Origin of the sequence: Nonomuraea sp. NPDC050404 (assembly GCF_040655495.1) — a bacterium.
Classification (GTDB): Bacteria; Actinomycetota; Actinomycetes; order Streptosporangiales; family Streptosporangiaceae; genus Nonomuraea.
The window spans coordinates 19411-42207 of sequence record NZ_JBFAKB010000034.1; the positions used below are offsets into that span (position 1 = coordinate 19411).

The 22797-nt window shown below is 70.2% G+C and carries 19 protein-coding genes; 7 read left to right on the forward strand and 12 right to left on the reverse strand.

All coding sequences use genetic code 11. The annotated features are described in order from the left end of the window. Positions 1-34: 34 nt before the first annotated feature. The 5 genes from AB0I81_RS53745 to AB0I81_RS53765 form a co-directional block, all read right to left on the reverse strand. The gene (locus AB0I81_RS53745; protein WP_360676064.1) at positions 35-1036 is read right to left on the reverse strand and encodes a multicopper oxidase domain-containing protein; all 1002 of its coding nucleotides are present in this window, start codon (positions 1034-1036) and stop codon (positions 35-37) included. Between the two features lie 456 nt (positions 1037-1492). Further along, a complete protein-coding gene (locus AB0I81_RS53750; protein WP_360676067.1) occupies positions 1493-5053 on the reverse strand; it encodes a hypothetical protein in 3561 nt (1186 codons plus the stop codon). Then, a complete protein-coding gene (locus AB0I81_RS53755) occupies positions 5050-5862 on the reverse strand; it encodes a carbohydrate ABC transporter permease (RefSeq protein ID WP_360676070.1) in 813 nt (270 codons plus the stop codon). Before AB0I81_RS53755 ends, AB0I81_RS53750 begins: the two co-directional genes overlap by 4 nt. Continuing rightward, positions 5859-6773: a sugar ABC transporter permease gene (locus tag AB0I81_RS53760; protein WP_360676073.1), complete on the reverse strand. Its 915-nt coding sequence runs from the start codon at positions 6771-6773 to the stop codon at positions 5859-5861. Before AB0I81_RS53760 ends, AB0I81_RS53755 begins: the two co-directional genes overlap by 4 nt. Next, positions 6770-8071 carry an extracellular solute-binding protein gene (locus AB0I81_RS53765; protein ID WP_360676076.1) on the reverse strand — a complete coding sequence of 434 codons (1302 nt, stop codon included), beginning with the start codon at positions 8069-8071 and terminating at the stop codon, positions 6770-6772. Before AB0I81_RS53765 ends, AB0I81_RS53760 begins: the two co-directional genes overlap by 4 nt. Positions 8072-8232: 161 nt before the next feature. On the opposite strand from AB0I81_RS53765, the gene AB0I81_RS53770 reads away from it, so the two are divergent. The 4 genes from AB0I81_RS53770 (at position 8233) to AB0I81_RS53785 (ending at position 13151) form a co-directional block, all read left to right on the forward strand. Then, entirely contained in the window at positions 8233-9018 is a 786-nt protein-coding gene (locus AB0I81_RS53770; RefSeq protein ID WP_360676079.1) for a DeoR/GlpR family DNA-binding transcription regulator, read from the forward strand. Between the two features lie 92 nt (positions 9019-9110). Further along, on the forward strand, positions 9111-10679 hold the full coding sequence (locus AB0I81_RS53775) for an alkaline phosphatase D family protein (protein ID WP_360676082.1): 1569 nt from the start codon (positions 9111-9113) through the stop codon (positions 10677-10679). A gap of 14 nt (positions 10680-10693) precedes the next feature. Beyond that, entirely contained in the window at positions 10694-11632 is a 939-nt protein-coding gene (locus AB0I81_RS53780) for a discoidin domain-containing protein (RefSeq protein WP_360676085.1), read from the forward strand. Positions 11633-11726: 94 nt separating this feature from the next. Further along, on the forward strand, positions 11727-13151 hold the full coding sequence (locus tag AB0I81_RS53785) for an L-fucose/L-arabinose isomerase family protein (RefSeq protein WP_360676088.1): 1425 nt from the start codon (positions 11727-11729) through the stop codon (positions 13149-13151). Between the two features lie 63 nt (positions 13152-13214). On the opposite strand, the gene AB0I81_RS53790 is transcribed toward AB0I81_RS53785, so the two are convergent. Both AB0I81_RS53790 and AB0I81_RS53795 read right to left on the reverse strand, forming a co-directional pair. After that, a complete protein-coding gene (locus AB0I81_RS53790) occupies positions 13215-13532 on the reverse strand; it encodes a hypothetical protein (RefSeq protein WP_360676091.1) in 318 nt (105 codons plus the stop codon). Next, positions 13529-14077, reverse strand: a complete 549-nt coding sequence (locus AB0I81_RS53795; RefSeq protein ID WP_360676094.1) for an EF-hand domain-containing protein — start codon at positions 14075-14077, stop codon at positions 13529-13531. The genes AB0I81_RS53790 and AB0I81_RS53795 overlap by 4 nt, the downstream gene beginning before the upstream one ends. Positions 14078-14270: 193 nt before the next feature. On the opposite strand from AB0I81_RS53795, the gene AB0I81_RS53800 reads away from it, so the two are divergent. Beyond that, positions 14271-15515: a cytochrome P450 gene (locus AB0I81_RS53800; RefSeq protein ID WP_360676097.1), complete on the forward strand. Its 1245-nt coding sequence runs from the start codon at positions 14271-14273 to the stop codon at positions 15513-15515. Positions 15516-15518: 3 nt separating this feature from the next. Here AB0I81_RS53800 and AB0I81_RS53805 read toward each other — a convergent pair whose 3' ends face one another. The 5 genes from AB0I81_RS53805 to AB0I81_RS53825 all read right to left on the reverse strand — a co-directional run bounded on the left by AB0I81_RS53805 (position 15519) and on the right by AB0I81_RS53825 (position 20503). Beyond that, the gene (locus AB0I81_RS53805; RefSeq protein WP_360676100.1) at positions 15519-15980 is read right to left on the reverse strand and encodes an ATP-binding cassette domain-containing protein; all 462 of its coding nucleotides are present in this window, start codon (positions 15978-15980) and stop codon (positions 15519-15521) included. After that, on the reverse strand, positions 15973-17610 hold the full coding sequence (locus AB0I81_RS53810; protein ID WP_360676102.1) for an ABC-F family ATP-binding cassette domain-containing protein: 1638 nt from the start codon (positions 17608-17610) through the stop codon (positions 15973-15975). The genes AB0I81_RS53805 and AB0I81_RS53810 overlap by 8 nt, the downstream gene beginning before the upstream one ends. 332 nt (positions 17611-17942) lie before the next feature. Next, entirely contained in the window at positions 17943-18440 is a 498-nt protein-coding gene (locus AB0I81_RS53815) for a TetR family transcriptional regulator (protein WP_360676105.1), read from the reverse strand. Positions 18441-18637: 197 nt separating this feature from the next. Further along, a complete protein-coding gene (locus AB0I81_RS53820) occupies positions 18638-19477 on the reverse strand; it encodes an oxidoreductase (protein ID WP_360676108.1) in 840 nt (279 codons plus the stop codon). Between the two features lie 423 nt (positions 19478-19900). After that, positions 19901-20503, reverse strand: coding sequence for a TetR/AcrR family transcriptional regulator (locus tag AB0I81_RS53825; protein WP_360676111.1), 603 nt, complete (start codon positions 20501-20503; stop codon positions 19901-19903). Between the two features lie 91 nt (positions 20504-20594). Between AB0I81_RS53825 and AB0I81_RS53830 the strand changes: the two genes are divergently transcribed. Then, on the forward strand, positions 20595-21341 hold the full coding sequence (locus tag AB0I81_RS53830) for an SDR family oxidoreductase (protein WP_360676114.1): 747 nt from the start codon (positions 20595-20597) through the stop codon (positions 21339-21341). A 458-nt stretch (positions 21342-21799) separates the two neighbouring features. After that, on the forward strand, positions 21800-22381 hold the full coding sequence (locus tag AB0I81_RS53835) for a stage II sporulation protein M (RefSeq protein ID WP_360676116.1): 582 nt from the start codon (positions 21800-21802) through the stop codon (positions 22379-22381). Positions 22382-22797: the final 416 nt, after the last annotated feature.

A 22797-nucleotide genomic window follows, 5' to 3' on the forward strand; every position in this document is an offset into this window, starting at 1 on the left:
ATACGAGATGGGGGCGCCCGGAGTTGTGCGGCCGTCAGTGGCCCGCGTGATCACCGCTCGGGTGACCGCTCGGCTGACCGCCGCCCGGCCGGCCCGGCACGTTTCCGGCCGCGTCCGTCACCGTGAAGATGCCGGCCATCCCCATGTCGGAGTGGCTCTGGACGTGGCAGTGGTACATCCACGCCCCCGGGCCGACACGCTCGCCCGCGATCAGCTGGAAGCCGAACGACTCGGCGGGCCCGGTGATCTTGGTGTCGATGATCCGGCTCTGGTCCTCAAGGCTCTCCAGCATGCCGGTGCGGTTGTCGGCCCAGCGGTGCCCGTGGATGTGGAACGTGTGGTAGAACTCGCCGTGGGTGATCACGATCCACTCCACGCGCTCGCCGACCTTGGCGATGAACTCCGGCGCGTCGTGCGCGGCGCGATTGTTGATCATCATGTCGTTGAAGACGACGGTGAACGTCTTGTCCGGCCTGACGTCCTTCTTCCGCCTGACCACCAGCGGGCCGTACAGCCCTTGACGGATGCCGCCCGTGCCGTGATCGCTCCCCACCACGTGGTCGTGGTAGTGCCAGTAGCCCGCGCTGCCGGGCTCGATGCCGGCGCCGCCGCCGCGCCTGCCCTGCGCGTGGGTGCGCCAGATGTAGGTGCGCCGGCCCCCGGGCTCGACCACGCTCTCGTTCAGGCGCGTGCCGTCGCTGGCCACGTCGTAGTCCACCCCGTGGACGTGCAGGCTCGCCGTCACGTTCAGGTTGTTGACCATCTCGATCTCAAGCGTGTCGCCTTCGACCATCTCGATGAGCGGCCCGGGAATCGTGGCCTTGCCGGGCTCAAGGCCGTAGCCAAACTGGCCGTCCGCCAGCCGCTCGGCGTACAGAGTGATGCGGCGGACCGCGCCCATGGTCATACCGGCCTGGGTCAACGCCGCGGGTTGATTCGTTGTGACCAATGGTGCCAGCGCGGCAGCCGCCGCGGTCGTGGTGAAGGCACGCCGGGAGAGCAGGCTTTCCGCCGCGCCTCTGCCTACCTCGGTCATGGTTCCCCAATCGGTGACGCTTGCGTGAGGGTGACTTGCGGGTGCTCGGGACGCTGCTGCGCGCGCGATGTGGGTCTTGGCCTGGACCGATCGCGTCGCGTGCTGGGTGGTGCCGTAGGGGAAGTTAGATCGACTTTCGATCGAAGTACGCGCCATTTTCGGCGAAATGTCAATAAGTAGCATCGAAAGAGTCAGCGCTTCCGCCTATATCTGGTCAAAGGCGTATACCGCTGTTACGGTGACCACAAGATCGGCCTTCCCCGCGTCCCGACGTCCGCGCCCCGCACGGTGGCATCCGCTTGACCAGCACCGACTTGGCCACACGCCGCGGCCTCGGTCCCGTGTGCCCTGGCCTACAGGCGGATGACGCGGGGATGCCGCGGACTCGGCCGGTCACAACGCCCAGCCGGTTCGGGGCTTATGTCGAAGGTCATGCAAAAGGTGCCGAAGATCGCGTCAGAAGTGGCCGTCACGCTCCACAGGCTGCCGACGCAGGCGGACGGGGCCGAAGAGGCCGGTGGTGCGCTGGCCGGGGAAGACGAAGTGCGTGGGGCTGACCTCGTCCAGGTAGGGCGCCAGAGTGCCGAGTACGAGGATCTCGACGACGTTGTCACCCTCGTCCAGTTCGACGTCGAAGACGTACGGCGAGCAGACCCGCACGCCGCAGGGCCGCCCGTTCACGCTCACCTCGGCGCTGCCCCTGACCCGGCCGAGGTCGAGCAGGCCCGCCCCGGAACCGGCGGACACCGTGGCCCGGTAGCGCACGCCGCCGCTGTAACCGGCCAGCCCCTGCTCCTCCCAGTCGCCCAGCCGCATCCGGCCGGGCCCGCACGCGAACCGGATCGGCCCGGTGAGCGCCGCCCCGGCCTGCGCGCCCGGTGTGGTGCGTACCAGGAGCTCGACCGGCCACCGCACCTCGCACTCGCCCACGGCGGGCACCTCGACGCCCGTCGCCCCGGGCGGCGGGTCGAGCAGGAACCGCTCGGTACGCGGACGGGCGCCGGGCACCGCGAACCCGGCGGGCAGGGCGACCGGGCCGCCGTCGAGCCAGTCCGCCTCCGGCAGCGGGTGCGGGCGGGGCAGCAACCAGAGGGCGGCGGGATCCCCGTGCTGCCGCCGCCGTACGCGGGGCGCGGGCGACCAGCCGGGACCGGAGACCGCCAGGCCGTCGACCAGGACCCACCCGTCGGACTCGACGCGCACGGTGTTGGCCCCCTCGCGCAGCAGGTGGGTGACGTCGTAGCGGCGCACGCGGGGGATGTCGGCCTCCGCGTAGGGATCGAAACCACCCTGCCGACCGGCCTCGGCACCGTTCACGAGCACCCGGCAGAACGCGGTGGAGGCCACCTGCAGCACCGCCGCCCGCCCGCTCTCCGGCAGGTGCGCGACCGTCTCCAGCGGAGTCCCGCTCTCCGGCAGGTGCGCGACCTTCTCCAGCGGAGTCCCGCTCTCCGGCAGGTGGACGACCGTCTCCAGCGGAGTGCCCGCGATCCACTCGGGGCGCACCGCATCGGCGGGATCGGCCACCAGGCAGGCGTACGCCCGCAGGTCGAGCTCCTCATCCGGCACCAGCACCAGCTCCAGCAGGTGCTCACCCTCCGTGAGAGGCGAGAGCGCGACGGCGGAGTAGCCGCGATCGTCGAGCGGCCGCTCAACGCCGTCGATCATGAGCGTCTTGGCCGCGCCCGCGCCGAGGGCGAGCCATCCCCCGCCCGCGGGAACGGTGAGCACCGTACGGAACCGGGCCTCCACCGCCGCCCCAACCTGCCCGAACGCCACGAACTCGACCGGCACGCGCCCCTTGGGCCCGAGCGTCTCCCGGTGCACGGGGTCCTTGCGCAGCCCGCGTGAGGCCGACCAGACCGACGGCGTCCACGGCCCGTCGCCGACCCGCTGCTCGCCGCGCGGCCCGAACGTCACGTCCACCGGCTCCCCCTCCGGCGTCCGCAACGTCCAGCACTCGACGCCGCCACCGGAGCCGAAGTCGGACCAGGTGTCGTCCAGGGTGGGCACCAGCTCAACGTCCCACTCGTCCCCGAGGTCCTGCTCCACCGCGTAGACCGGCCGCGCCACGGGCGAGGCGTCCGTGCCGTCGAACACCAGCAGCGCGGCGGGCCCGTCGTCGAACGGAACGTCCACCCGTACGACATCGCCCTCGCGGGTGTGCGCCAGCGGCACGGGATCGCCACCGGCGAACGGGCGCAGCAACAACGGCGTGCCCGAGACGCCCCGCACGGTGACCGGCATCGTGCGCGCGTACCGGCCGGGGTCGAAGTCGATGACCGCGTCCAGCCAGCCCAGCTCCACCCCGCGCTCCTCGGGCCGCCCGACCCCGATCCGGCTGGCCATGGGAAACGCCGCGGGCAGAAACACCAGTGTGGTATCCCCGTGCTCGCGCACCAGCGCGGGCACCGGCGCCTCGACCCGCCGCTCCAGCCCGGCCAGCGCCTCCCCCAGCAGCCCGCCGGAGGCCACGAAATGGGCTCCGGCCACGGGCGTGCCGACCGCGACAAGCAGCCCGCCGCGCTCCGCGAACTCCGCCAGCCGCGCGGCCACCTCCGGGTCCAGCGTCGTGACGGCCGGCAACACGATCACCCGGTACGCCTCGGTGGCGACGCTCAGCCGCCCGTCCTTGACGACCGCGCGCCGCACCGACTCCTCATCGATGACGTCGGCGTCGATCCCGAGCCGGTCCAGCACCCCGGGCGAGGTGGCGAACCAGGCCATGTCCCCCACCAGCTCCCGGTACACCTCCTGCGCCAGCACCGCCTCAGGGCCCGCCTCGCCGTCCGGCCCGATGCCGGCCTGGGCGGTGGCGGTGGGCAGGAGTACCGCGACGTCGCAGGCGTGCCGCCCCAGCGACAGCGCCGCGCACAGTCGCGTGACCGCCGCCGCGAAGACGCGGTGGTGCCGCCAGTACGGCTGCCGCCAGTCGGTGGACGGCGGCGCCCACTCCCACCAGCCGCGCTTGGTCGTGTAGTAGACGGCGTGCGGGTTGTACAGGGTGGCCCCGGCCCGCAACCACGGCAGCAGCCAGTCGAAGGTCTCCTCCAGCGTCCCGCCCCATCCGCTGGAGTGGAACGCCTCGATCCAGGTGCGCGGCCGACCGTACAGATGAGCGAGCGAGGAGTGCAGGCGGGCGTCGCCGTGGTGGTCGGAGCCGGGCGCGCCGAACCATCGGTGCGTACGCGGGTAGTCGGCGTACAGCCGCACCCCGTCCACGGGATGCCCGGCGCGGGCCGGGTCCTGCTGATCGCAGCCGTGCACGAGCCCATGCCGGGCGTGCCATTCGGCCAGCGGCCGGAAGAACGCCTCCTCGGCCAGCTCGGCCCGGGTGAGCTGGTAGGCCCCCGGGTCCCCGGGCGAGTACGGCCGCCCGCGCCGGGCGAGGTGCTCCTCGGCGAAGCGGGCGGACCAGGTGGGCAGCATCGGCAGCTCGTCCTGGAACGACCCGGCGATCACCCGCCCGAACCAGTGCCCGACCCGCCGCTCGAACTCGCCGTGCACGCGGTCCAGCAACACCGCGCACGCCTCGCGGGACAGGTAGTCGAAGCCCCGCAAGGTGACGGACCCGTCGGGTGACCGCCACTGCCCGCCGACCTGCAGGCGAGGCTCCTGCACAAGCCACTGCCCGGCGAACTCGGGCCGCTCCTGCACGAGCCACTGCCCGGCGAACTCGGGCCGTTCCTGAACGAGCCGCGCCTGAAGGTCGGCGCCGGAGAAGCCGAGCTGGTCGTAGAACCACAGGTGCACGCCGAGCTCGCAGGCGTCGGAGCACACCCCGTCCAGCAGTTCCCACCACGCCTCCGACAGGAACGCCGGCTCGTCGGCGTCGGCGCCGAACATCGGCCCCGAGGGGGCGAGGTTGAGTATGACCAGGTTGTGCACTCCCCCGGCGTCCAGGCGTTCCATCTGCCAGCGCAGCCGGTCGCGGCGCAGCGGTTCGCCGCTCCACCACCAGATGGCGGCCGGGGAGAACGCGCGCGGCGGCTCGCGGAACGCCTCGAAGACGTTCATCCCTTGAGTCCGCTCGCGAAGCCCTTGATGACGTAACGCTGCAGCACCAGGAACACCAGCACGATCGGCAGCGCGCCGAGCACGAGCCCGGCGAAGACGAGCCCGTGCTGGGAGACGTACTGGCCGACGTAGGCGAACACGCTGACCGGGACCGTCTCGAAGCCGGATCCGCCGAGGTAGACCAGCGGGGTGAAGAAGTCGTTCCAGATGAAGACGGCGTTGAGGATCAGCACGGTGCCGGTGATGGGCCGCAGCAGCGGGAAGACCACGCGGGTGAACGCCGCCAGGTGCGAGGCTCCGTCGATCTGGGCGGCGCTGGCGTACTCACGGGGCAGCGCGCGGATGAAGCCGGTGTAGAGGAAGACGGTGAACGGGAGCTGGATGCCGGTGTAGAAGAGGATCATCCCGGCGTGCGTGCCGATCAGCCCGAGGTCGTTGACCAGCTCGTACAGGGGGATCATGCCGAGCTGGAAGGGCAGCACGATGCCCAGCAGGAACAACACGTACAGGCCGTAGCCGAGGCGGGTCTGGACGCGGGCCAGGAAGTACGCGGCGAACGAGCCGAGCGCGATGAGCGCGACGAGGCTGACCGCGGTGATCACCGTGCTGTTGACCAGCGACGGGCCGAGCGCGGCGGCGGACCAGGCACTGGTGAAGTTGTCCAGGGTGGGCGGGTTCGGCGGGGCCAGCGGCGAGCGCGCCATCTGGCCGGGATCCTTGAGCGCGAGCGAGACCAGCGTGTAGACGGGGAACAGGAACGCCACCGCCACCACGATCATGACGATCTCCAGCGCGAACGTCCTTCTCACGCCGTCACCTCCCGGCTGCGCAGGTAGTAGACCTGGACGAGCGACACCGCGGCCACGAACAGCGCCAGCACCAGGGCGACGGCGGTGCTGTAGCCGAACTTGCCGAAGACGAACGCCTGCTTGTACAGCACCGTGGACAACGTCTCGGTGGCGTACCCGGGGCCGCCGTTGGTGGCGGCGAAGACCTGGTCGAACAGCTTCAGGCCGCCGATCGTGGAGAGCATCAGATTGATCGTCAGGGCGGGGGCCAGCAGCGGCCAGGTGACGAAACGGAAGCGCTGCCAGGTGCCCGCGCCGTCGATCATGGCGGCCTCGTGCAGCTCGCGCGGCACGCCTTCGAGCCCGGCCAGGAAGATGACCATGGAGTAGCCCGCGTTCTGCCACACGACCATGCCGGCGATCGACCAGAGCGCGACGGACGGGTCGCCCAGCCAGTCGATGTGCAGGCCGAGCAGCCCGTTGAGGCCGGCCGACGGGTCGGGGTTGTAGAGGTACTTCCACAGGAAGGCCACCATGACCGGGCTGACGACCACGGGCGCGAAGAAGACGACCCGCAGCAGGGCCCGGCTCCTGAGCTTGACGTGCACGCCGAGCGCCAGCAGCAGCCCGGCGCCGTTCTGCACGACCACGATGGCCACGGTGAGCAGCAGCGTGTTGCCGATCGAGCCCATGGCCTGCTCGTCGCCCAGCAGGGTGCGGAAGTTCGCCAGGCCGACGAACGACATGTCCCGGCCGATGCCGCTCCAGTCGGTGAAGGCGTAGATCACGCCGGTCACGGCCGGGTACAGGACGACGAGCGCGTACACGGCCAGGGCGGGCGCGGCGAACAACCAGGAGGGGGTGGCCGCGGTGAAGCGCCGCCGCCGCCGGACGTGCGCCGGGCGGGCGCGGCCCGCTGTTACGGGAGTCACTTGCGGTATGCCTCGTCCATCTTCTTCAGCGCCTGGTCGATCGTGGAGTCTCCGGCCAGCAACTCCTGGACGACCGCGAAGTGCACCGGCTGGACCTCGGCGTTCGGCCAGCGCTGGTCCATGAACGGCACGGCGCGGTCCTTGGTGAAGGGCAGGAACGACTTGACGGCCGGGTCGATGGTGGAGCTCGCATCCTGGGTGAGGGGGATGGCGGAGATGGCCTTGGCCCAGGCGTTGATGCTCTCCTGGCGGCCGAGGAAGTCGATGAACGCCTTGGCCTGCTCGACGTTGCGGCCCTTGGCGGCGGCGCCGAGGCCGACGACGACTCCGGCCGGGATCCACACCTGATCGGCGGTGTCGGCGCCGGGCACAGGGAACATCGACAGGTCGTCGGGCGAGGAGGCGGCCTTGCGGAAGTCGGGCAGGACGGCGGAGACCTGCACGGCCATGGCCGCCTTGCCGGTGGCCACCATGGAGGTCTGCTGCTCGAACGTGGTGCCGTTCGGCTTGTCGTTGAAGTAGCCGCGTTTCTGCAGCTCCAGGTACATCTCCATGGCCTGGCGCCAGCCCGATCCGGCGAAGCTCGCCTGCCCGGCGAGCTGCTTGTCGTCGAACGTCGGGTCCTTGGCGTAGACGGTGGAGGGCACCAGCGCGTACGTGATGAGCTGGGTGACCCACGGTGTCTGGGCGCCGAGCGCGATCGGCGTCACCCCGGCCTTCTTCAGCTTGTCGCACACGGCCAGGAACTCGCTCCACGTGGCGGGCGGCGCGTCGATCCCGGCCTGCTCGAAGACCTTCTTGTTGTAGACGGCGCCGATCACCGAGGACCCGGCCGAGTAGAGGTGGGTCTTGCCTTCGACCTGGAAGGCCGGCTTGAAGCCTTCCGGGATCGTCTTGGTCCACGCCTGTGCCGACAGGTCGGCCAGCAGCCCCGCCTGGGCGATCTGCGTCATCGACATCGCGCTGCCGCTGCCCGGATAGACGACGTGCAGGTCGGGCGCGTTGCCGGCGCCGAGCTGGGTACGCAGGGAGGTCTGCACCTGGTCGGTCGGAGCGTAGGAGGCGTTGATCCGGACGGCCGGCGTGGCCTTGGCGTAGGCGGCGGCCAGCTCGTCCATGGGTGTCTTCTGGTCGGCGACGCCGATGAACTTCAGGTCGGTGGTGCTGCCGCCGCCGGTGGTGGCGGTGGTCTCCGGCCTGGTCGAGCAGGCGGTGGCGAGGGTGGCCGCGGCCAGACCGCCCATCATGCTCAGGAACTGGCCGCGGCTGACCCTGGCGTGGTGCAGCTGGTCGCTCATGGTCGCTGTCTCCTCGGTCGTGCGATGTCCGATATCCCCCGAGGGAATTGTTAAATTAACAATCAAACATGTTAAAAATAGCGGTGGGTGGAGGGTACGAGTCGCCCGAGCGGGGTGTCAAGGGTAGGATGCGCAGCCGTCCGAGCAGGGTGGAGACATTGGTGAATTCGCGTCAGCACACCTCCAGCAGGTCCACGCGATGGCAGGGCATGGCCGAGCACATCGTGCGCCAGGGCTCCGCCTCCGTGACCGAGCTCGCCGAGAGCTTCGGCGTGAGCCTGATGACCGTCCACCGCGACCTCGACGAGCTCGAACGCCAGGGCATGGTCCGCAAGGTCAGGGGCGGCGCGACCGCCCAGGCCAGCAACGTGTGGGAGAGCAACATCGCCTACCGGCTCAAGGCCCACACGGCGGAGAAGAACGCGATCGCCCGGGTCGTGGCGCAGATGATCGAGCCGGGCAGCTCGGTGATGCTCGACGACTCGACGACGGCGCTGGCCGTGGCCCGCCACCTGGGCGAGCTGGCCCCGCTCACCGTCGTGACGAACTTCCTGGAGGCGATCAGGCTGCTGGCCGCCGAGCCCGACCTCCGGCTCATCGCGCTGGGCGGTGAATATCACGCCACCCATGACTCCTTTCTCGGGCTCGGCTGCGTGGACGCGGTCGAGGCGGTGAACACCGACCTGGCCGTGGTGTCCACCTCGGCGGTCTCCGAGCAGTACGCCTACCACCAGGAGCAGGAGATCGTGCTGGTCAAGCGGGCGATGTTGCGCTCGGCGTCGCGGCGGGTGCTGGCCGTGGACGGCTCCAAGCTGGCCCGGGTGGCGCTGCACCGGGTGGCGCCGCTGGACGACTTCGACGTGGTGGTGGTGGACGCCGGCGCCCCGGCCGAGCTGCTGCAGCGGCTGCGCGACCACCACGCGGACGTCCGGGTGGCAGAGATGTAACGCTTGAACGCGTTATTTCTAACTCGTATCTTGTTAAGAGCGCGCCTGCTTGCTACAAAGTGAGGGCTTCGTCCCCCAGCTTTGGAAGCCGCATGCCGTACCCTTCGCGCCGGGGATTCCTCGGCTTAGGCAGCGCCGCGTTCGCCCTGGCCTTCACGACGAACCTGGCCGACCCGTGGACCGCGCCCGCCGCGGCCAGGACCGACTACCCCTTCCGGCTCGGCGTCGCCTCCGGTGACCCCCTTCCCGACCGGGTGATCCTCTGGACGCGCCTGGCGCCCAGGCCGCTGGAGCCGCTCGGCGGCCTGCCGTACAACAGGATCCGGGTCGACTGGGAGATCGCCGAGGACGAGTCGTTCACCCGGCGCGTCCGCTCCGGCTCGGCCTGGGCCACGCCCGAGTACGGCCACTCGGTGCACGTGGACGCCAAGGGCCTGCGGCCCGGCCGCGAGTACTTCTACCGCTTCCGCTCCGGCGGCGAGCTCAGCCCGGTCGGCCGCACCAAGACGGCGCCGGCGCCGCGCAGCAGCCCCGAGTCGCTGCGCCTGGCATTCGCGTCGTGCGCCTCCTGGCAGGACGGCTACTACAGCGCCTACCGCCACCTCGCCGACGAAAGCCCCGACGTGGTCTTCCACCTCGGCGACTACATCTACGAGTACGGCATCGTGCCGATGGGCGGCAACCGCAACACCCCCGTGCCCGAGCAGTTCCGGGTGCAGTGCGACACCCTCGACCGCTACCGCGTCCAGTACGGCCTCTACAAGAGCGACCCGGACCTGCAGGCCGCCCACCGGCGCGCGCCGTGGATCGTCACCTGGGACGACCACGAGGTGCTCGACAACTGGGCGGGCCGCTTCGGCCCCGGCGGCGAGGTGAGCGAGCAGGACTACCTGGTCATCCGCGCCAACGCCTTCCGGGCCTTCTGGGAGAACATGCCGGTCCGCGTCCCCTCCATCGAGGGCCCGGACGCGCGCATCTACCGCAGGTTCACCTTCGGCGACCTGGCCGAGTTCAGCGTGCTGGACACCCGCCAGTTCCGCGACGACCAGGTCTGCGGCGACGGCCAGCAGGTGGACTGCGCCGACCGGCTCGACCCGGCGCGGCAGATGCTCGGCGCCGAGCAGGAGGCGTGGCTGCTCGACGGCCTCGGCGCCTCCCGCGCCAAGTGGAACGTGCTGGCCCAGCAGATCGCCATGATGCAACTCGACTACGACCCGGGCCCGGCGCAGAAGCTCAGCATGGACCTGTGGGACGGCTACAAGGCGGCCAAGGACCGCCTGCTCACCGGCCTGGTCGAGCGGCGGGTCGGCAACCCGGTGGTGCTGACCGGCGACATCCACTACAACCTCGCCGGAGACCTGCGCACCGACTTCGACGACCCCGCCTCCCCCGCGGTCGGCGTCGAGTTCGTCTGCACCTCGGTCACCAGCGGCGGCAACGGCAACCCCGCCACCGGTGTGCCACCCGGCGGCTCCGACCCGGTCAACCCGCACCTGCGCTTCTCCAACTACCAGCGCGGCTACGTCTCCTGCGAGGTCACCCGCGGCCAGTGGCGCTCGGACTACAAGGTCGTCCCGTACGTGGACCGCCCCGGCGCCCCCGTCTCCACCCGCGCCAGCCTGGTCGCCCTCGACGGCGTGCCCGGCCTGCAGGTGCTCTAGGAAGGAGTGCGACCATGCGTCTTCTCGCCACCGCCCTGACCCTCGCCACCGCCCTGGCCCTCGCCACCACCGCCGCCGTCCCCACCGCCACCTACGCCGCCACCACCGCCGCCCCCACCCCGCCGGTTCCTGAGCCGACTCCCCCGGCGTTGTCGGTCCAGGTCGAGTCCGGCGTCTCCAAGGGCACCGGCAGGCTCACCCCGGTCGCGGGCGCGGACAAGCTGGTCGCGCCGCTCGGCGTGGACCCGGCCTGCCCCGCCAAGATCAAGATCGGCATGCGCAGTGACGCCCGCGAGGCCGCGTACTCGACGATGCGGGTGGAGCTGGACGCGCCGCTGACGGCCTCCCGCCCGATGCTGACCAGCTACCTGCCCCCCGGCTACCAGGTCGGCGCGAACCTGCTGGTCGCCACGCCGGCCGGCACCCGGGAGGGCACGTACGGGCTGCGTCTGCGCACGTCCTCGCGCACGCTGGAGGTGCCCGTCGAGGTCGTGACCGTGGACAAGCTGGACAACGGCGGCAACCTCGCGCTGCGCCGCCCCGTCACCGCCTCCTCCCAGCACGTCAACGCCAACTATCCACCGTGCAGCGTCGCCGACGGCGACCGTTCCTCCAATGGCTGGGCCGGCGGCAACGGCTGGAACGACGCGACCGCCAGAGCCTGGCCCGACACGCTGTCCATCGCGCTGGGCGAAGCACGGCAGGTCTCCCGCGTGGACCTGTACACGCTGGACACCGAGCGGTACCCCGCCTCCCGGTACGGGGTGCGCGACTGGGACGTGCAGGCGCAGGTGGGCGGCCAGTGGCAGACGGTCGCGCAGGTCCGCGGCAACACCGCGGGAACGGCCCGCTCGGACTTCACCCCCGTCACCGCGGACGCGATCCGCATCGTCGCGCTGGCCTCGAACGGCGCAAACGACTACACGCGCGTCATCGAGGTCGAGGCCCGCTGAAGGAGTAACCGCGAGGGTCGCTGAAAAGTAGAGGCTCGCCGAAGAAGCAACCGTGAGGCCCGCTGAAAAGTAGAGGCTCGCTGAAGAAGCAACCGTGAACACCTTTCCCCGCATCACCCCGCCCCGCGTCAAGGTGGGCCTGGTCGCCGGCGGGCTGGGCGCCTACTGGCCGCAGTTCCCCGACCTGCTGCCCCAGCTCCAGCGCTCGGCGGACCGGGTGGCCGAGCGCATGCGCGGCTTCGACGCGGAGATCGTGGACGTCGGCTTCATCTCCGACGCCCGCGAGGGCGACGAGGCGGCCGAGAAACTGCGGGCCGCGGGCTGCGACCTGATCGTCGGGTTCCTGACGACGTACATGACGGCCACCATGCTCGTCCCGATCGCCCAGCGCAGCGGCGCGCCCGTGCTGCTGATCAACCTGCAGCCCACGGAGTCGATGGAGCACGCCACCTTCGACACCGGCCAGTGGCTGGCCTACTGCGGCGCCTGCCCGCTGCCCGAGATGGCCAACGCCTTCACCCGCTGCGGCATCCCGTTCCGCTCGGTGTCGGGTTACCTGGAGGACGAGCGGGCGTGGGAGCGGATCGGCCGCTGGGTACGGGCGGCGGGCGTCCGCGCGGCGCTGCGCCACGGGCGGCACGGCCTGATGGGCCACCTCTACCCGGGCATGCTGGACGTGGCCACCGACCTGACGCTGGTCAGTGCCAACTTCGGCGGTCACGTGGAGGTGCTGGAGTTCGACGACCTGCGGGTGCGTACGGAGAAGGTCTCCGACGCCGAGACCGGCGAGCGGGTGGCGCTGGCGCGCGAGGTGTTCGAGCTGGCCGACTCGGTGAAGGAGGAGGACCTGGCGTGGGCGGCCCGCGTGTCGGTGGGCCTGGACCGGCTGGTCGAGGACTTCGGCCTGGACAGCCTGGCCTACTACCACCGGGGCCTGGACGGCGAGATCCACGAGCGGCTGGGCGCGGGCATGATCCTCGGCGCGTCCCTGCTCACGGCGCGGGGCGTGCCGGCGGCGGGCGAGTACGAGCTGCGGACGTCGCTGGCCATGCTCGTCATGGACCGGCTGGGCGCCGGCGGCTCGTTCACCGAGTTGCAGGCGCTCGACTTCACCCGCGGCCACGTGGAGATGGGCCACGACGGCCCCGCCCACCTGGCGATCAGCTCCCACCGGCCGCTGCTGCGCGGCCTCGGCGTCTACCACGGCAAGCGCGGGTGGGGCGTGTCGGTCGAGTTCGACGTGACGCGGGGCCCGGTGACCGCGTTCGGGCTGCGGCAGGACAGGGACGGCAGGTACGGGTTCGTCGTCTCGGAGGGCGAGGTCGTGCCGGGTCCGCTGCTGCGGATCGGCAACACCACGTCCCGGGTGGACTTCGGCTGCGACCCGGGCGAGTGGACGGACGCGTGGAGCGCCAGCGGCATCTCACACCACTGGGCCCTGGGCACCGGCCACCGCGCGGCCGACCTGCGGGCGGTGGCGGACCTGATCGGTGCGGAGGTGACCCACGTGCAGCCCTGAGCGAGCCCGGGACCGCGATCGTGCCAGCGACACGACCGGCGCGGAGACAGGCTTCTCTCGTCGCTATGCCGGGGCCGCCTTGCGGCAGCTCAGGAGCGCGGCATGGGGACAACGCAGGTACGGCTCCCAGAACGCGGCGCCGTGTGCCTTCCGTCCTTCCCGGGAGACCCAGCCGACGGCGGCCGCGGCGCCGGCGCGCCTGATCAACCGGCTGTAGGAGCCGGTGCCGCGGCCGAGGTCCAGGACCTTCCTGCCGGACAGGTCCCCGAGCAACCCCATCACGGTGTACGACTCCAGGTGACGCCGCAGGGGCAGGTCGAACATGTCCTCGTACATCTGCGCCGGCACGTCGAACTGGCTGCCCGCCGCGGGACCGGTCACGCGAGCGGTGAGCCGAGCAGCCAGTTGCCGGGCGCCTGCGGATCGGTGCCCAGGTAGAACTCCTCGATCGCGGTACGGAACTCGTCGTGGCTGATCGAGCCGCTGTGGTTGCGGTCGAGCCGCTCGAAGGCCGGGGCGGAGGTGGCTGGCGGGATGCCGAGGGCGTCGTACATGCGGACGTACTCGTCGGCGGTCAGCGTGCCGCTGCGGTTGGTGTCCAGGGCGCTCATGAGGGCGTCGACGATGGGCATCACCACGTCCTCGAACCGCTTCGGCTCCGTGACGTGCGACCGCATGACGGACACGAACCGCTCCCGGCTCACGCGCTGCTGGGCGTCGGCCGCGCCGAAGCTGAGGAGGAGGTCCCACCATCTCATGAACGCCGCCCGCATGGCGTCCTTGTTGGCCTGGTCGTCGGGAGGGGCGAGTGCGGTGAACAGGCTGACCATCTGCTCGAAGTCATCGCGGGTGACCCAGCCGTCGTCGGTGTGGTCGAACCAGTCGAAGAGCAGGCTGAATTTCCGCTCAGCGGGGTCCTGCGCCATCTCGGATCTGCCTTTCCTGGGGGCGACGAGGAATGCGCATCCCACATGAAACTGCCGATCAGCACCAGGGTCAACCGGCAAGTTTCACCATCGATCATTGTGTGTCGGCCGTAATTCGAGGCGCTTTTCTGGACGGGCGCCTGCCGAGGACCGAGAATCACCAGGGGTGCGCGCTCTTGCGGTTCGAGGAGGCTTGGAGGGCAGTATGGAGCAGGCCGCCGACGATCGGCCCTTCGTCATCGACCCCACCGGCCGTGATCTCCACGCGGAGGCGGCGCGGCTCCGGGCGCTCGGACCCGCCGTACGCGTCGAACTGCCCGGAGGCGTACCGGCCTGGGCGGTGTGCGGGCAGGAGTTGCTGCGGGACCTCCTCACCGATCCCCGGGTCTCCAAGGACGCCCACCAGCACTGGGCGGCCTGGATCAAGGGCGAGGTCACCGCGGAGTGGCTGTTCCCGTGGGTGGGCGTACGCAACATGTTCACCTCCTACGGCCCCGGCCACCGCCGGTTGCGCGGGCTCGTCGCCGGCGCCTTCACCGCCCGCCGCACCGCCGAGTTGCGCCCGCGCATCGAGCGGATCGTCGGCGACGCGCTCGACGAACTGGCCGGCCTCGACCAGGGCAAGGGCGTGGACCTGCGCGAGCACTACGCGTACCCGATCCCCATCGACGTGATCTGCGAGCTGTTCGGCGTCACGGACGAGGACACCCGCGAGCAGGTACGCCGCTGTGTGGACGCCTTCTTCCGGACGGCGGCCGACCCCGAGGAGGCCGCCGAGGCGTACCCGCGCATCCAGCGGATCCTGCACGCGCTGATCGACGAGAAGCGCCGACGACCCGCCGACGACCTGTCCTCGGCGCTGATCGCGGCACGGGACGCCGGCTCGCGGTTGTCGGAGGAGGAACTGGTCGCCACGCTCTCGCTGTTCCTCAGCGCGGGCCACGAGAGCACCGTCAACCTGCTGGACCACGCGATCTTCGCGCTGCTCACCCACCCCGATCAGCTGGCCCTCGTCCTCGACGGCCGGGTCACCTGGGAGGCGGTCATCGAGGAGGCGCTGCGCCACCAGGCGCCGGTGGCCAGCATCCCGCTGCGCTACGCCGTCGAGGACATCGACCTCGGCCACGGAGTCACGTTGCGCGCCGGCGACGCGATCCTCGCCTGCTACGCGGCGGCCGGACGCGACCCGCTGGTCCACGGCCCCGACGCCGGCCGCTTCGACGTCACCCGCCCCGCGAAGGACCATCTCGCCTTCGGCCACGGCGCCCATCACTGTCTCGGCGCCCCGCTGGCACGCATGGAGGCCCTGGTCGCCCTGCCCGCCCTGTTCACGCGCTACTCCGGCCTCACCTTGGCCACCGACCCCGGCTCCCTGACCCCGGTGGAGTCCTTCATCTCCAACGGCCACCGCACCCTGCCCGTCCGGCTCACGACCTGACCATCAGACGTCACCTGTCAGGAGAAGGTGGTGACCCTGCCAGCGTCCACGTAGCCACCGATCATGGCTGGCGATCACGATCGCGCCCGGCCCCCCGGCGGCCATGGCCTCCTCCAGCTCGTCGCAGAGGCGGGGCGAGAGATGGTTGGTGGGCTCGTCGAGCAGCAGCGCCGCGGGCCGCCTGATGAGCAGCGCCGCCAGGGCCGGCCGCCCGCGCTGCCCGCCGGACAACGACGCGAGTGTGCGGGAGTGGGGCACGCCGCCGAGGCCGAGCCGGTCGAGGACGATCCCGGCGAGCCGGTCGGCGTCCCATGACTCGCGCTCCTGGGCCCGCTCCAGCCGCGCCCCGTACACGCCGGGCAGGCCGATCCTTTCGCCGGGCGCGACGGTGAGCGAGACGCCGTCGAGGACGCGCCGCGCGCCCGGCGTCCGTACGAGATCGCGGGCGAGCAGCGCGTCACTCACCCGCGGGACCCCCGGTCTCCAGGAGACGACCGCCCGACAGCTCCAGCCACCGCCGCACGCCGATCTCGGCGAGGAAGCGTTCGTCGTGGCTGACCACCACGAACGCCCCCTGGTACGCCCCGAGCGCGCTTTCGAGCTGGGCCACGCTGACCAGGTCGAGATTGTTGGTCGGCTCGTCGAGCAGCAGGAGCTGGGGTGCGGGCTCGGCGCACAACACGCAGGCCAGCGTGGCGCGCAGCCGTTCGCCGCCGGACAACACCGACACCGGCAGGTGTGCCCGCGCGCCGCGGAACAGGAAGCGGGCCAGCAGGTTCATGCGGTCAGCCTCGGCCATGCCGGGGGCGAACGCGGCCAGGTTCCCGGCCACGGTGCGGTCGAGGTCGAGCAGGTCGAGCCGCTGCGACAGGTAGGCGATCCGTCCGTCGGCCCGCCTGACGGTGCCGCCGCCGGGCTCCAGGTCGCCGCTGATCATGCGGAGCAGGGTGGACTTACCGGCGCCGTTGGGGCCTGTCAGCGCGATGCGTTCGGGGCCGCGTACGGTGAGGTCGAGGCCCGGCTCGGCGAACAGGTCGCGGGCCCGCAGCCCCTCGCCGAGAAAGACCGTGCGCCCGGCGGGCACGTTCGTGCCCGGCAGTTCCAGCGAGATGCGCTGGTCGTCGCGCAGCGCCCGCCCCGCCTCGTCCAGCCGGGCCCGGGCGTCGCTGACGCGGGAGGCGTGCATCTGGCCCGCCCGGCCGGCCGACTCCTGGGCGCCGCGTTTCATGTTGCCGGCGAAGATGCGCGGCAGTCCGGCGCTCTTGAGGTTGCGGGCCGCGTTGCCCGCCCGGCGCTCGGCCCGCTCACGGGCCTGCTGCATCTCGCGCTTCTCGCGCTTGAGCTCCTGTTCGGCGCTGCGCACGGTACGTTCGGCGGCCTCCTGCTCGGTGCGTACGGCCTCCTCGTAGGCGGTGAAGTCGCCGCCGTAGAAGCGGACCTCGCCGCGTTCGAGCTCGGCGATGCGGTCCATGCGGTCGAGCAGGGCGCGGTCGTGGCTGACCACGAGCAGGCAGCCGTTCCAGTCGCCGAGCACGTCGTAGAGTCTGCGGCGGGCGCCGAGGTCGAGGTTGTTGGTCGGCTCGTCGAGCAGGAGCACGTCGGGCCTTTTGAGGAGTTGAGCGGCCAGGCCGAGCGAGATGACCTGGCCGCCGCTGAGCGTGCCGAGCGGGCGGTCGAAGGCGAGGTCCCCGAGCCCGAGCCGGTCGAGCTGGGCGCGGGTGCGCTCTTCGATGTCCCAGTCGTTGCCGATGGTGGTGAAGTGCTCCTCGCCGGCGTCGCCCGACTCGATGGCGTCCAGCGCGGCGATCACCGGCGCGATGCCGAGCACGTCGGCCACTGTCAGATCGCTGGTCAGATCGCTGGTCAGGGGCAGGCTCTGCGGCAGGTAGCCGAGCACGCCCTCGACGGTGACGCCTCCCTCGCGAGGGCGGTACTCACCGGCGATGAGCTTGAGCAGCGTGCTCTTGCCCGCGCCGTTCGGGGCGACGAGCCCGGTACGGCCGCTTCCCACGCTGAAGGACAGGTCGTCGAAGACCGGGGTGTCGTCGGGCCAGGAGAAGGACAGGCGGGAACAGACGATGCACGTATCGGACATGCGAGAAACCTCGTAAGGAGATCGCGGGCGCGCGGAGGCCGCCCGGAAAGTGACCAGGGATCAAGGAACGACGAATGGGGCCACATCGGCGGCGATCATGCGCGCCTGCCGGGGCCGTTCAATCTCCGGTATCACCCGGAGATGTCGTCGTCACCTGCCACTGGGGTCTCCTACCTACCGAACACGAGCTCTTATCACCGTACCAGCCGCCCGGATCAGGAGGGCGAGACCGTCACATCGTGCACGACGACAGCAACCCCGTGAGCCGAGTGGGGTCTTTGCGGGGGGCGACCACCGCCCCTGGGCTGACGACGTGTGTATATGTCGTGGGGTCAGTGTGCCGGCGGGGTGCCGATGCCGCGCAGGAGCGTGTCGACCACGACGTCGGCGGCCTGCGCGGCGCTCAGCTCGGACAGATTTTCGGCGGCGTGTTCCATCAGCGACGGCAGGATCGTGGCCGCCCAACCGGATGGCAGGTCACGGCGCAGCAAGCCCTCGTCGGTGGCGCGCCGCAGAAAGGCGTCCACCTCGTCGATCAGGCGGCGACGACGCTCGCGGAGCGCCCCCTCGCGCAACATGCGACTCGTCTCGACGGGCCATGCGCGATTGACGGCGATGATGCCCTCGACGTAACGGTGCAACGCCACCGCGACCGGCGCCTCGCGCAACCTGGCGGCCGCCACGGCCTCCTCGACCGCGTCGTAACGCGCACCGTACACGGCGGCCATGAGGTCCTCACGCGAGGCGAAACGGCGGTAGACCGTACGACGATCCACACCCGCCTCGGCCGCGATGGCGGCCATGGTCGCCGACGGATCATCGGCGAGCATACGGGCGCCGGTACTCAGGACACGTTCCAGATTGCGTGCGGCGTCTGCTCTCACCTGCCTGAAGATACCCGTCGCGTAGCACTTGAAGTAACCTGTTGACCCATCCCTGAGATCGATAGCTCCATAAGCGCTACTTCAACGAGAAAGTTGTTGAAGGCAGCGTGGAATCGATCGCTCGTCCCAACAAGAGTGGAGCCCTATTCGCCTGCCGGAAAGTCGGCCGAGCGGCTCACCGCGGCCCACTTCTCAGTCTCCTCGGCGCGGATCCGCTCACTCTTCTGCGCCAAGGCGACAGCGTCGCTGCCGAGCAGAAGCCGGCGCGGCGGGTCGTCCGAGCCCACCACGCCAATGATGATCTTGGCGGCGCGTGCCGGGTCGCCCGGCTGCCTGCCGTTGCTGTCGAGCCGGTAGCGGTGAATGGCGCCCACGGTCTCCTCGTAGTCGGGGCCAACGGCGTGCATCTCCATCGACGAGCCCTGCCAGTCCGTACGGAACCCGCCCGGCTCCACGATGATCACTTTCACCCCGAACGGCGCGGTCTCGGCGGCCAGCACCTCGGAGAAGCCCTCAACCCCGAACTTCGCCGCCTGGTACGCGCCCATCCCCGGCGTACCGCCCACGCGCCCGCCAACGGAAGAGACCTGCACGAAGACCCCCGACCGCTGCGCACGCAGAACGGGCAGCGCGGCGCGCGTGACGTTGACCACGCCGAAGAGGTTGGTCTCGATCTGAGCGCGGAAATCATCCTCCGCCATCTCCTCGATCGACGCACTGTTGCCATAGCCGGCGTTGTTGACGACCACGTCGAGGCGCCCGAAGACATCGGTGGCCTCCTTGACCGCACGGAAGGCCGCGGCGGCGTCAGTAACGTCGAGCGCGACCGCCCGCATCCGGTCACCGTGGCGCGCCACCAGGTCCTCGAACTGCTCGGGGTCACGCGCGGTGGCGACAACCTGGTCGCCCACTTCAAGAACAGCCTCGGCGAGCCGCCGCCCAAGACCACGCGAAGCACCCGTGATCAACCATGTCCTAACCATTGACGTCCCCTTCGTTAACTCTAAACGCCTCTCTAATGTAGCACTTGTCAATCTAAACAGCGCACTCACGTGGCGATCGTCCAGCTCGCTGCGGGTGCGCTCGGGCCGACTCCTGCACTGCCTGCTCAATGTCGTCGCAGGCGGCAGGCGTTGGCGCCGTGCAGGGCTTCGCAGAACCGGCCCATGGAGCAATTCGGCCATCGTGAGGGGCATGTCAGCCAGGCGAGGAACCTGTGGCGGCGTCCTCGCCGGGGCGGTCGGCGAAGGCGGTCGATCAGGCGTGAGACTGTCAGGTCGGAGGCGATGTCGGCCAGGCAGTCCCCGCCGAGCGCCAAGATAGAAGGGGAGGTCCCGTGCCGACCATTCCATGGCCGTCCAAGCTGCATGAGAGACAGTGCAAACGATCCGCCAGCGCCTGTCGGTTCAGGAGTCGCCGGAGTTGTCCGGCAGGAGTTGAGCCGCGAGTGATCGTGCCGTGGCGGTGAGCGTGTCCGTGTCCAACCCGGTCCGGCCCATGAACAGGATCCCTTGTTGCGCGGCCAGGAGAGCCCGCGCCAGTGCGATCGGATCCGCTTCGGCCGGCAGGTCGCCCTCGCGTTGAGCGCGGGCGACGCAGTCGGCGATCAGCGCGGTGGACGTCTCGTAGGTGCGATGGGCGTGGGCGAGGACTTCTGGATCGGCGTTACCGAGTTCGCAGGTGCTGTTGGCCATCAGGCAGCCACGCCGCGCGCCGGCGTCGTTCGGGTCGTCGATCGGTGCCTCAAGGAGCATGCGTAGTGCGTCCACGGCCCGTGGAGCCTCGGCGAGGGCTTGCCGAAGATGACCATGGGTCTCGTCGGTGTAGCTGCGCAGCGCCCGGAGGAAGAGCTGACGCTTGTCGCCGAACGCCGCATAGAGGCTGCCCTTGCCCAGTCCGCTGACCCGCATGAGGTCTTCCAGCGAGGTCGCGGCGTACCCGGCGTCCCAGAACTGCTCCCGGACGGCGTTCAGCACCTTCTTCTCATCGAACGCTCGCGGACGTGCCATGCGAACCAGGATACGGATTCTTGACCGTCCGGTCCACCATGCTTATAGTGGACCGCGCGGTCAAGAACTCCGTCGTACTTGGAGGAAGCACATGGGAAAGCTGGACAACAAGGTAGCGATCGTGACCGGCGGATCGCGCGGGATAGGGGCGGCGTCGGCACTGGCGCTGGCTGACGAAGGCGCCGACGTCGCGATCAGCTACTCCTCCTCGGCCGATCAGGCCAAGGCGGTAGTCGCCGACCTGGAGGCAAAGGGAGTACGCGCGGCGGCCTTCCGAGCCGACCAGGCGGATGCGACGCAGGCGGCGGGCCTGATCCACAACGTGGTCCAGCAGTTCGGAAAGCTAGACATTCTGGTCAACAACGCGGGCGTCACCGTCGCCGCCCCGATCGACAGCGAACTCGCCGACGAGTCTGCCTTCGATCGCCAGCTCGCCGTCAACTACACCAGTGTGGTGGCCGCGATCCGAGCGGCGTTCCCGCTGCTGCCCGATGGCGGGCGAATCGTCAGTATCAGCTCGGGCGTGGGAACTCGGGTGGGTTTCTCCGGAATGACCGACTACGCGGGCACCAAGTCGGCCCTCGAAGGCTACAGCCGGGGCGCAGCTCGCGATCTGGCCCACCGGGGCATCACGGTCAACGTCATCCAGTCCGGGTTCATCGACACAGAGATGAACCCCGCCGACAGCCCGGCCGCATCCATGTTCCTTCCGACAACGGCGATGGGACGGTACGGCAGGCCGGAGGAGATCGCCGCAGGCGTTGTCTTCCTCGCCAGCCCACAGGCCTCCTACGTCACCGGCGCAGTGTTGAGGATCGACGGCGGATACGGCGCATAGCGCTGATGGCGGGCGGCCACGGACGGCAGTGACGCAGGAGTGGCGGCACCTGCGGGCCGCAACTGGCACACGGCGGCGGTTCCCGGATCCGCCCGGCAGCCGCGTCGCCGCCCTCGGCCGGCAACGGACAGCTGTGCCCAGCACAAGCCGAAACCGGACCGCCGACCCCCATCGACTTCGCCCGCCACCAAGTTCACCGTCAAGCCATCCTCGGCGGCCTCATCAACGAGTACCAAACCGCCCGCTGCAACCACTGACAACCCGCAGGTCAGACACCAAATCCATTATTGAGCCCCACAGGACAGTGACGTGGTGTCACATCATCCGGTGACACGCCACCACTGCACGCGCGGCGGACGATGGGATGCGATGAGGGCATGACATCCCAGTCGGCTCCTATCGAGCACCCCGCACCCGTACCGTTCTGGCGCCGACCCTTCGGGGTGATCCGCGAAAACATGCGCGCCTATCTCATCATCAACGCGGCCGCCTACGGCCTCGCCATCATCGGGTTCGTGGTCGGACTCGTCTTCCCCGAACTCAGCGCGGCACAGTCTGCGTCCCTGGAGGAGGACGGCACCGGCGAGCTGGTGCGCTGGCTGGTGAACACCCCGCCGCTTTTCGCGCTCACCATCCTCGGAGTCAACCTCTTCCGGCTCAGCGCGCTGACCATCGTGCTTCCGTCACTCATCGTGCCCTTCGCGGGGCTCGCGTTCTTCGGCTACTGGTCGGTCGAGACCGGCATCACGCTCGCTCCGGCATCCCCCCAGGGGTGGGTGGCACTCATCCCCCACTCCCTGACCCTCATCATCGAGTTCCAGGCGTACGTACTTCTTCTGCTCGGCGCGTACCTCCTGGGCAGGCACTGGCTGTTCCCCCGCACCATCGGCGCACAGAACCGACGCCAGGGCTATGTCCGAGGCCTGCAGCAGATCGGCCTGCTGGCGCTGCCGGCACTCGCGCTGCTCATCGTCGGCGCGGTGTGGGAAGCGTACTCACTGCGGTACTTCGTGCACCCGCTCAGTCAACTGCTGCTGTGATCCCACCGGCAGACCGGGTGCTCCCAGGCCACCTCGGCGCACCGGTAGCCCCTCAGAGTTGTCGGTGGTTCCCTCACCTTGATCCGCTCCACCTGATCCCGTTACCAGGAGTGGCGCCACACCTCTGACGCCGACCCGGATTTCCCCGAGTCACTATCTCAGGCTGGGCGGCCCGATCACCCTGGTGCCGGCAAAGGGCCCGTGGATGGACCGGCTTCAGGCATGATGCCCGTCTGGCCGACTCCGTCGCCGCTGCGCCCCGGGCATCTTGAAGCGCTCTCCAGCCCCGGAAGCCTGCTTGGCGTCCAATAATGGGCGCGTCGCGTTGATCACTGAGCCCTCGCACGCGGGATGGCGACTTGACCCTCCCCCGCTCGGAAATACGGATGCGTCCGGTGAGCTGGGATTTTGCCGCG

What these genes read in the sequence shown, in the direction of transcription:
- AB0I81_RS53830 (WP_360676114.1), top strand. Translation starts at nt 20,595, where the DNA reads ATGGGAAAGCTGGACAACAAGGTAGCGATCGTGACCGGCGGATCGCGC.
- AB0I81_RS53810 (WP_360676102.1), bottom strand. Translation starts at nt 17,610, where the DNA reads ATGTCCGATACGTGCATCGTCTGTTCCCGCCTGTCCTTCTCCTGGCCC.
- AB0I81_RS53795 (WP_360676094.1), bottom strand. Translation starts at nt 14,077, where the DNA reads ATGGCGCAGGACCCCGCTGAGCGGAAATTCAGCCTGCTCTTCGACTGG.
- AB0I81_RS53745 (WP_360676064.1), bottom strand. Translation starts at nt 1,036, where the DNA reads ATGACCGAGGTAGGCAGAGGCGCGGCGGAAAGCCTGCTCTCCCGGCGT.
- AB0I81_RS53765 (WP_360676076.1), bottom strand. Translation starts at nt 8,071, where the DNA reads ATGAGCGACCAGCTGCACCACGCCAGGGTCAGCCGCGGCCAGTTCCTG.
- AB0I81_RS53835 (WP_360676116.1), top strand. Translation starts at nt 21,800, where the DNA reads ATGCGCGCCTATCTCATCATCAACGCGGCCGCCTACGGCCTCGCCATC.
- AB0I81_RS53775 (WP_360676082.1), top strand. Translation starts at nt 9,111, where the DNA reads ATGCCGTACCCTTCGCGCCGGGGATTCCTCGGCTTAGGCAGCGCCGCG.
- AB0I81_RS53750 (WP_360676067.1), bottom strand. Translation starts at nt 5,053, where the DNA reads ATGAACGTCTTCGAGGCGTTCCGCGAGCCGCCGCGCGCGTTCTCCCCG.
- AB0I81_RS53825 (WP_360676111.1), bottom strand. Translation starts at nt 20,503, where the DNA reads ATGGCACGTCCGCGAGCGTTCGATGAGAAGAAGGTGCTGAACGCCGTC.
- AB0I81_RS53815 (WP_360676105.1), bottom strand. Translation starts at nt 18,440, where the DNA reads ATGCTCGCCGATGATCCGTCGGCGACCATGGCCGCCATCGCGGCCGAG.
- AB0I81_RS53820 (WP_360676108.1), bottom strand. Translation starts at nt 19,477, where the DNA reads ATGGTTAGGACATGGTTGATCACGGGTGCTTCGCGTGGTCTTGGGCGG.
- AB0I81_RS53780 (WP_360676085.1), top strand. Translation starts at nt 10,694, where the DNA reads ATGCGTCTTCTCGCCACCGCCCTGACCCTCGCCACCGCCCTGGCCCTC.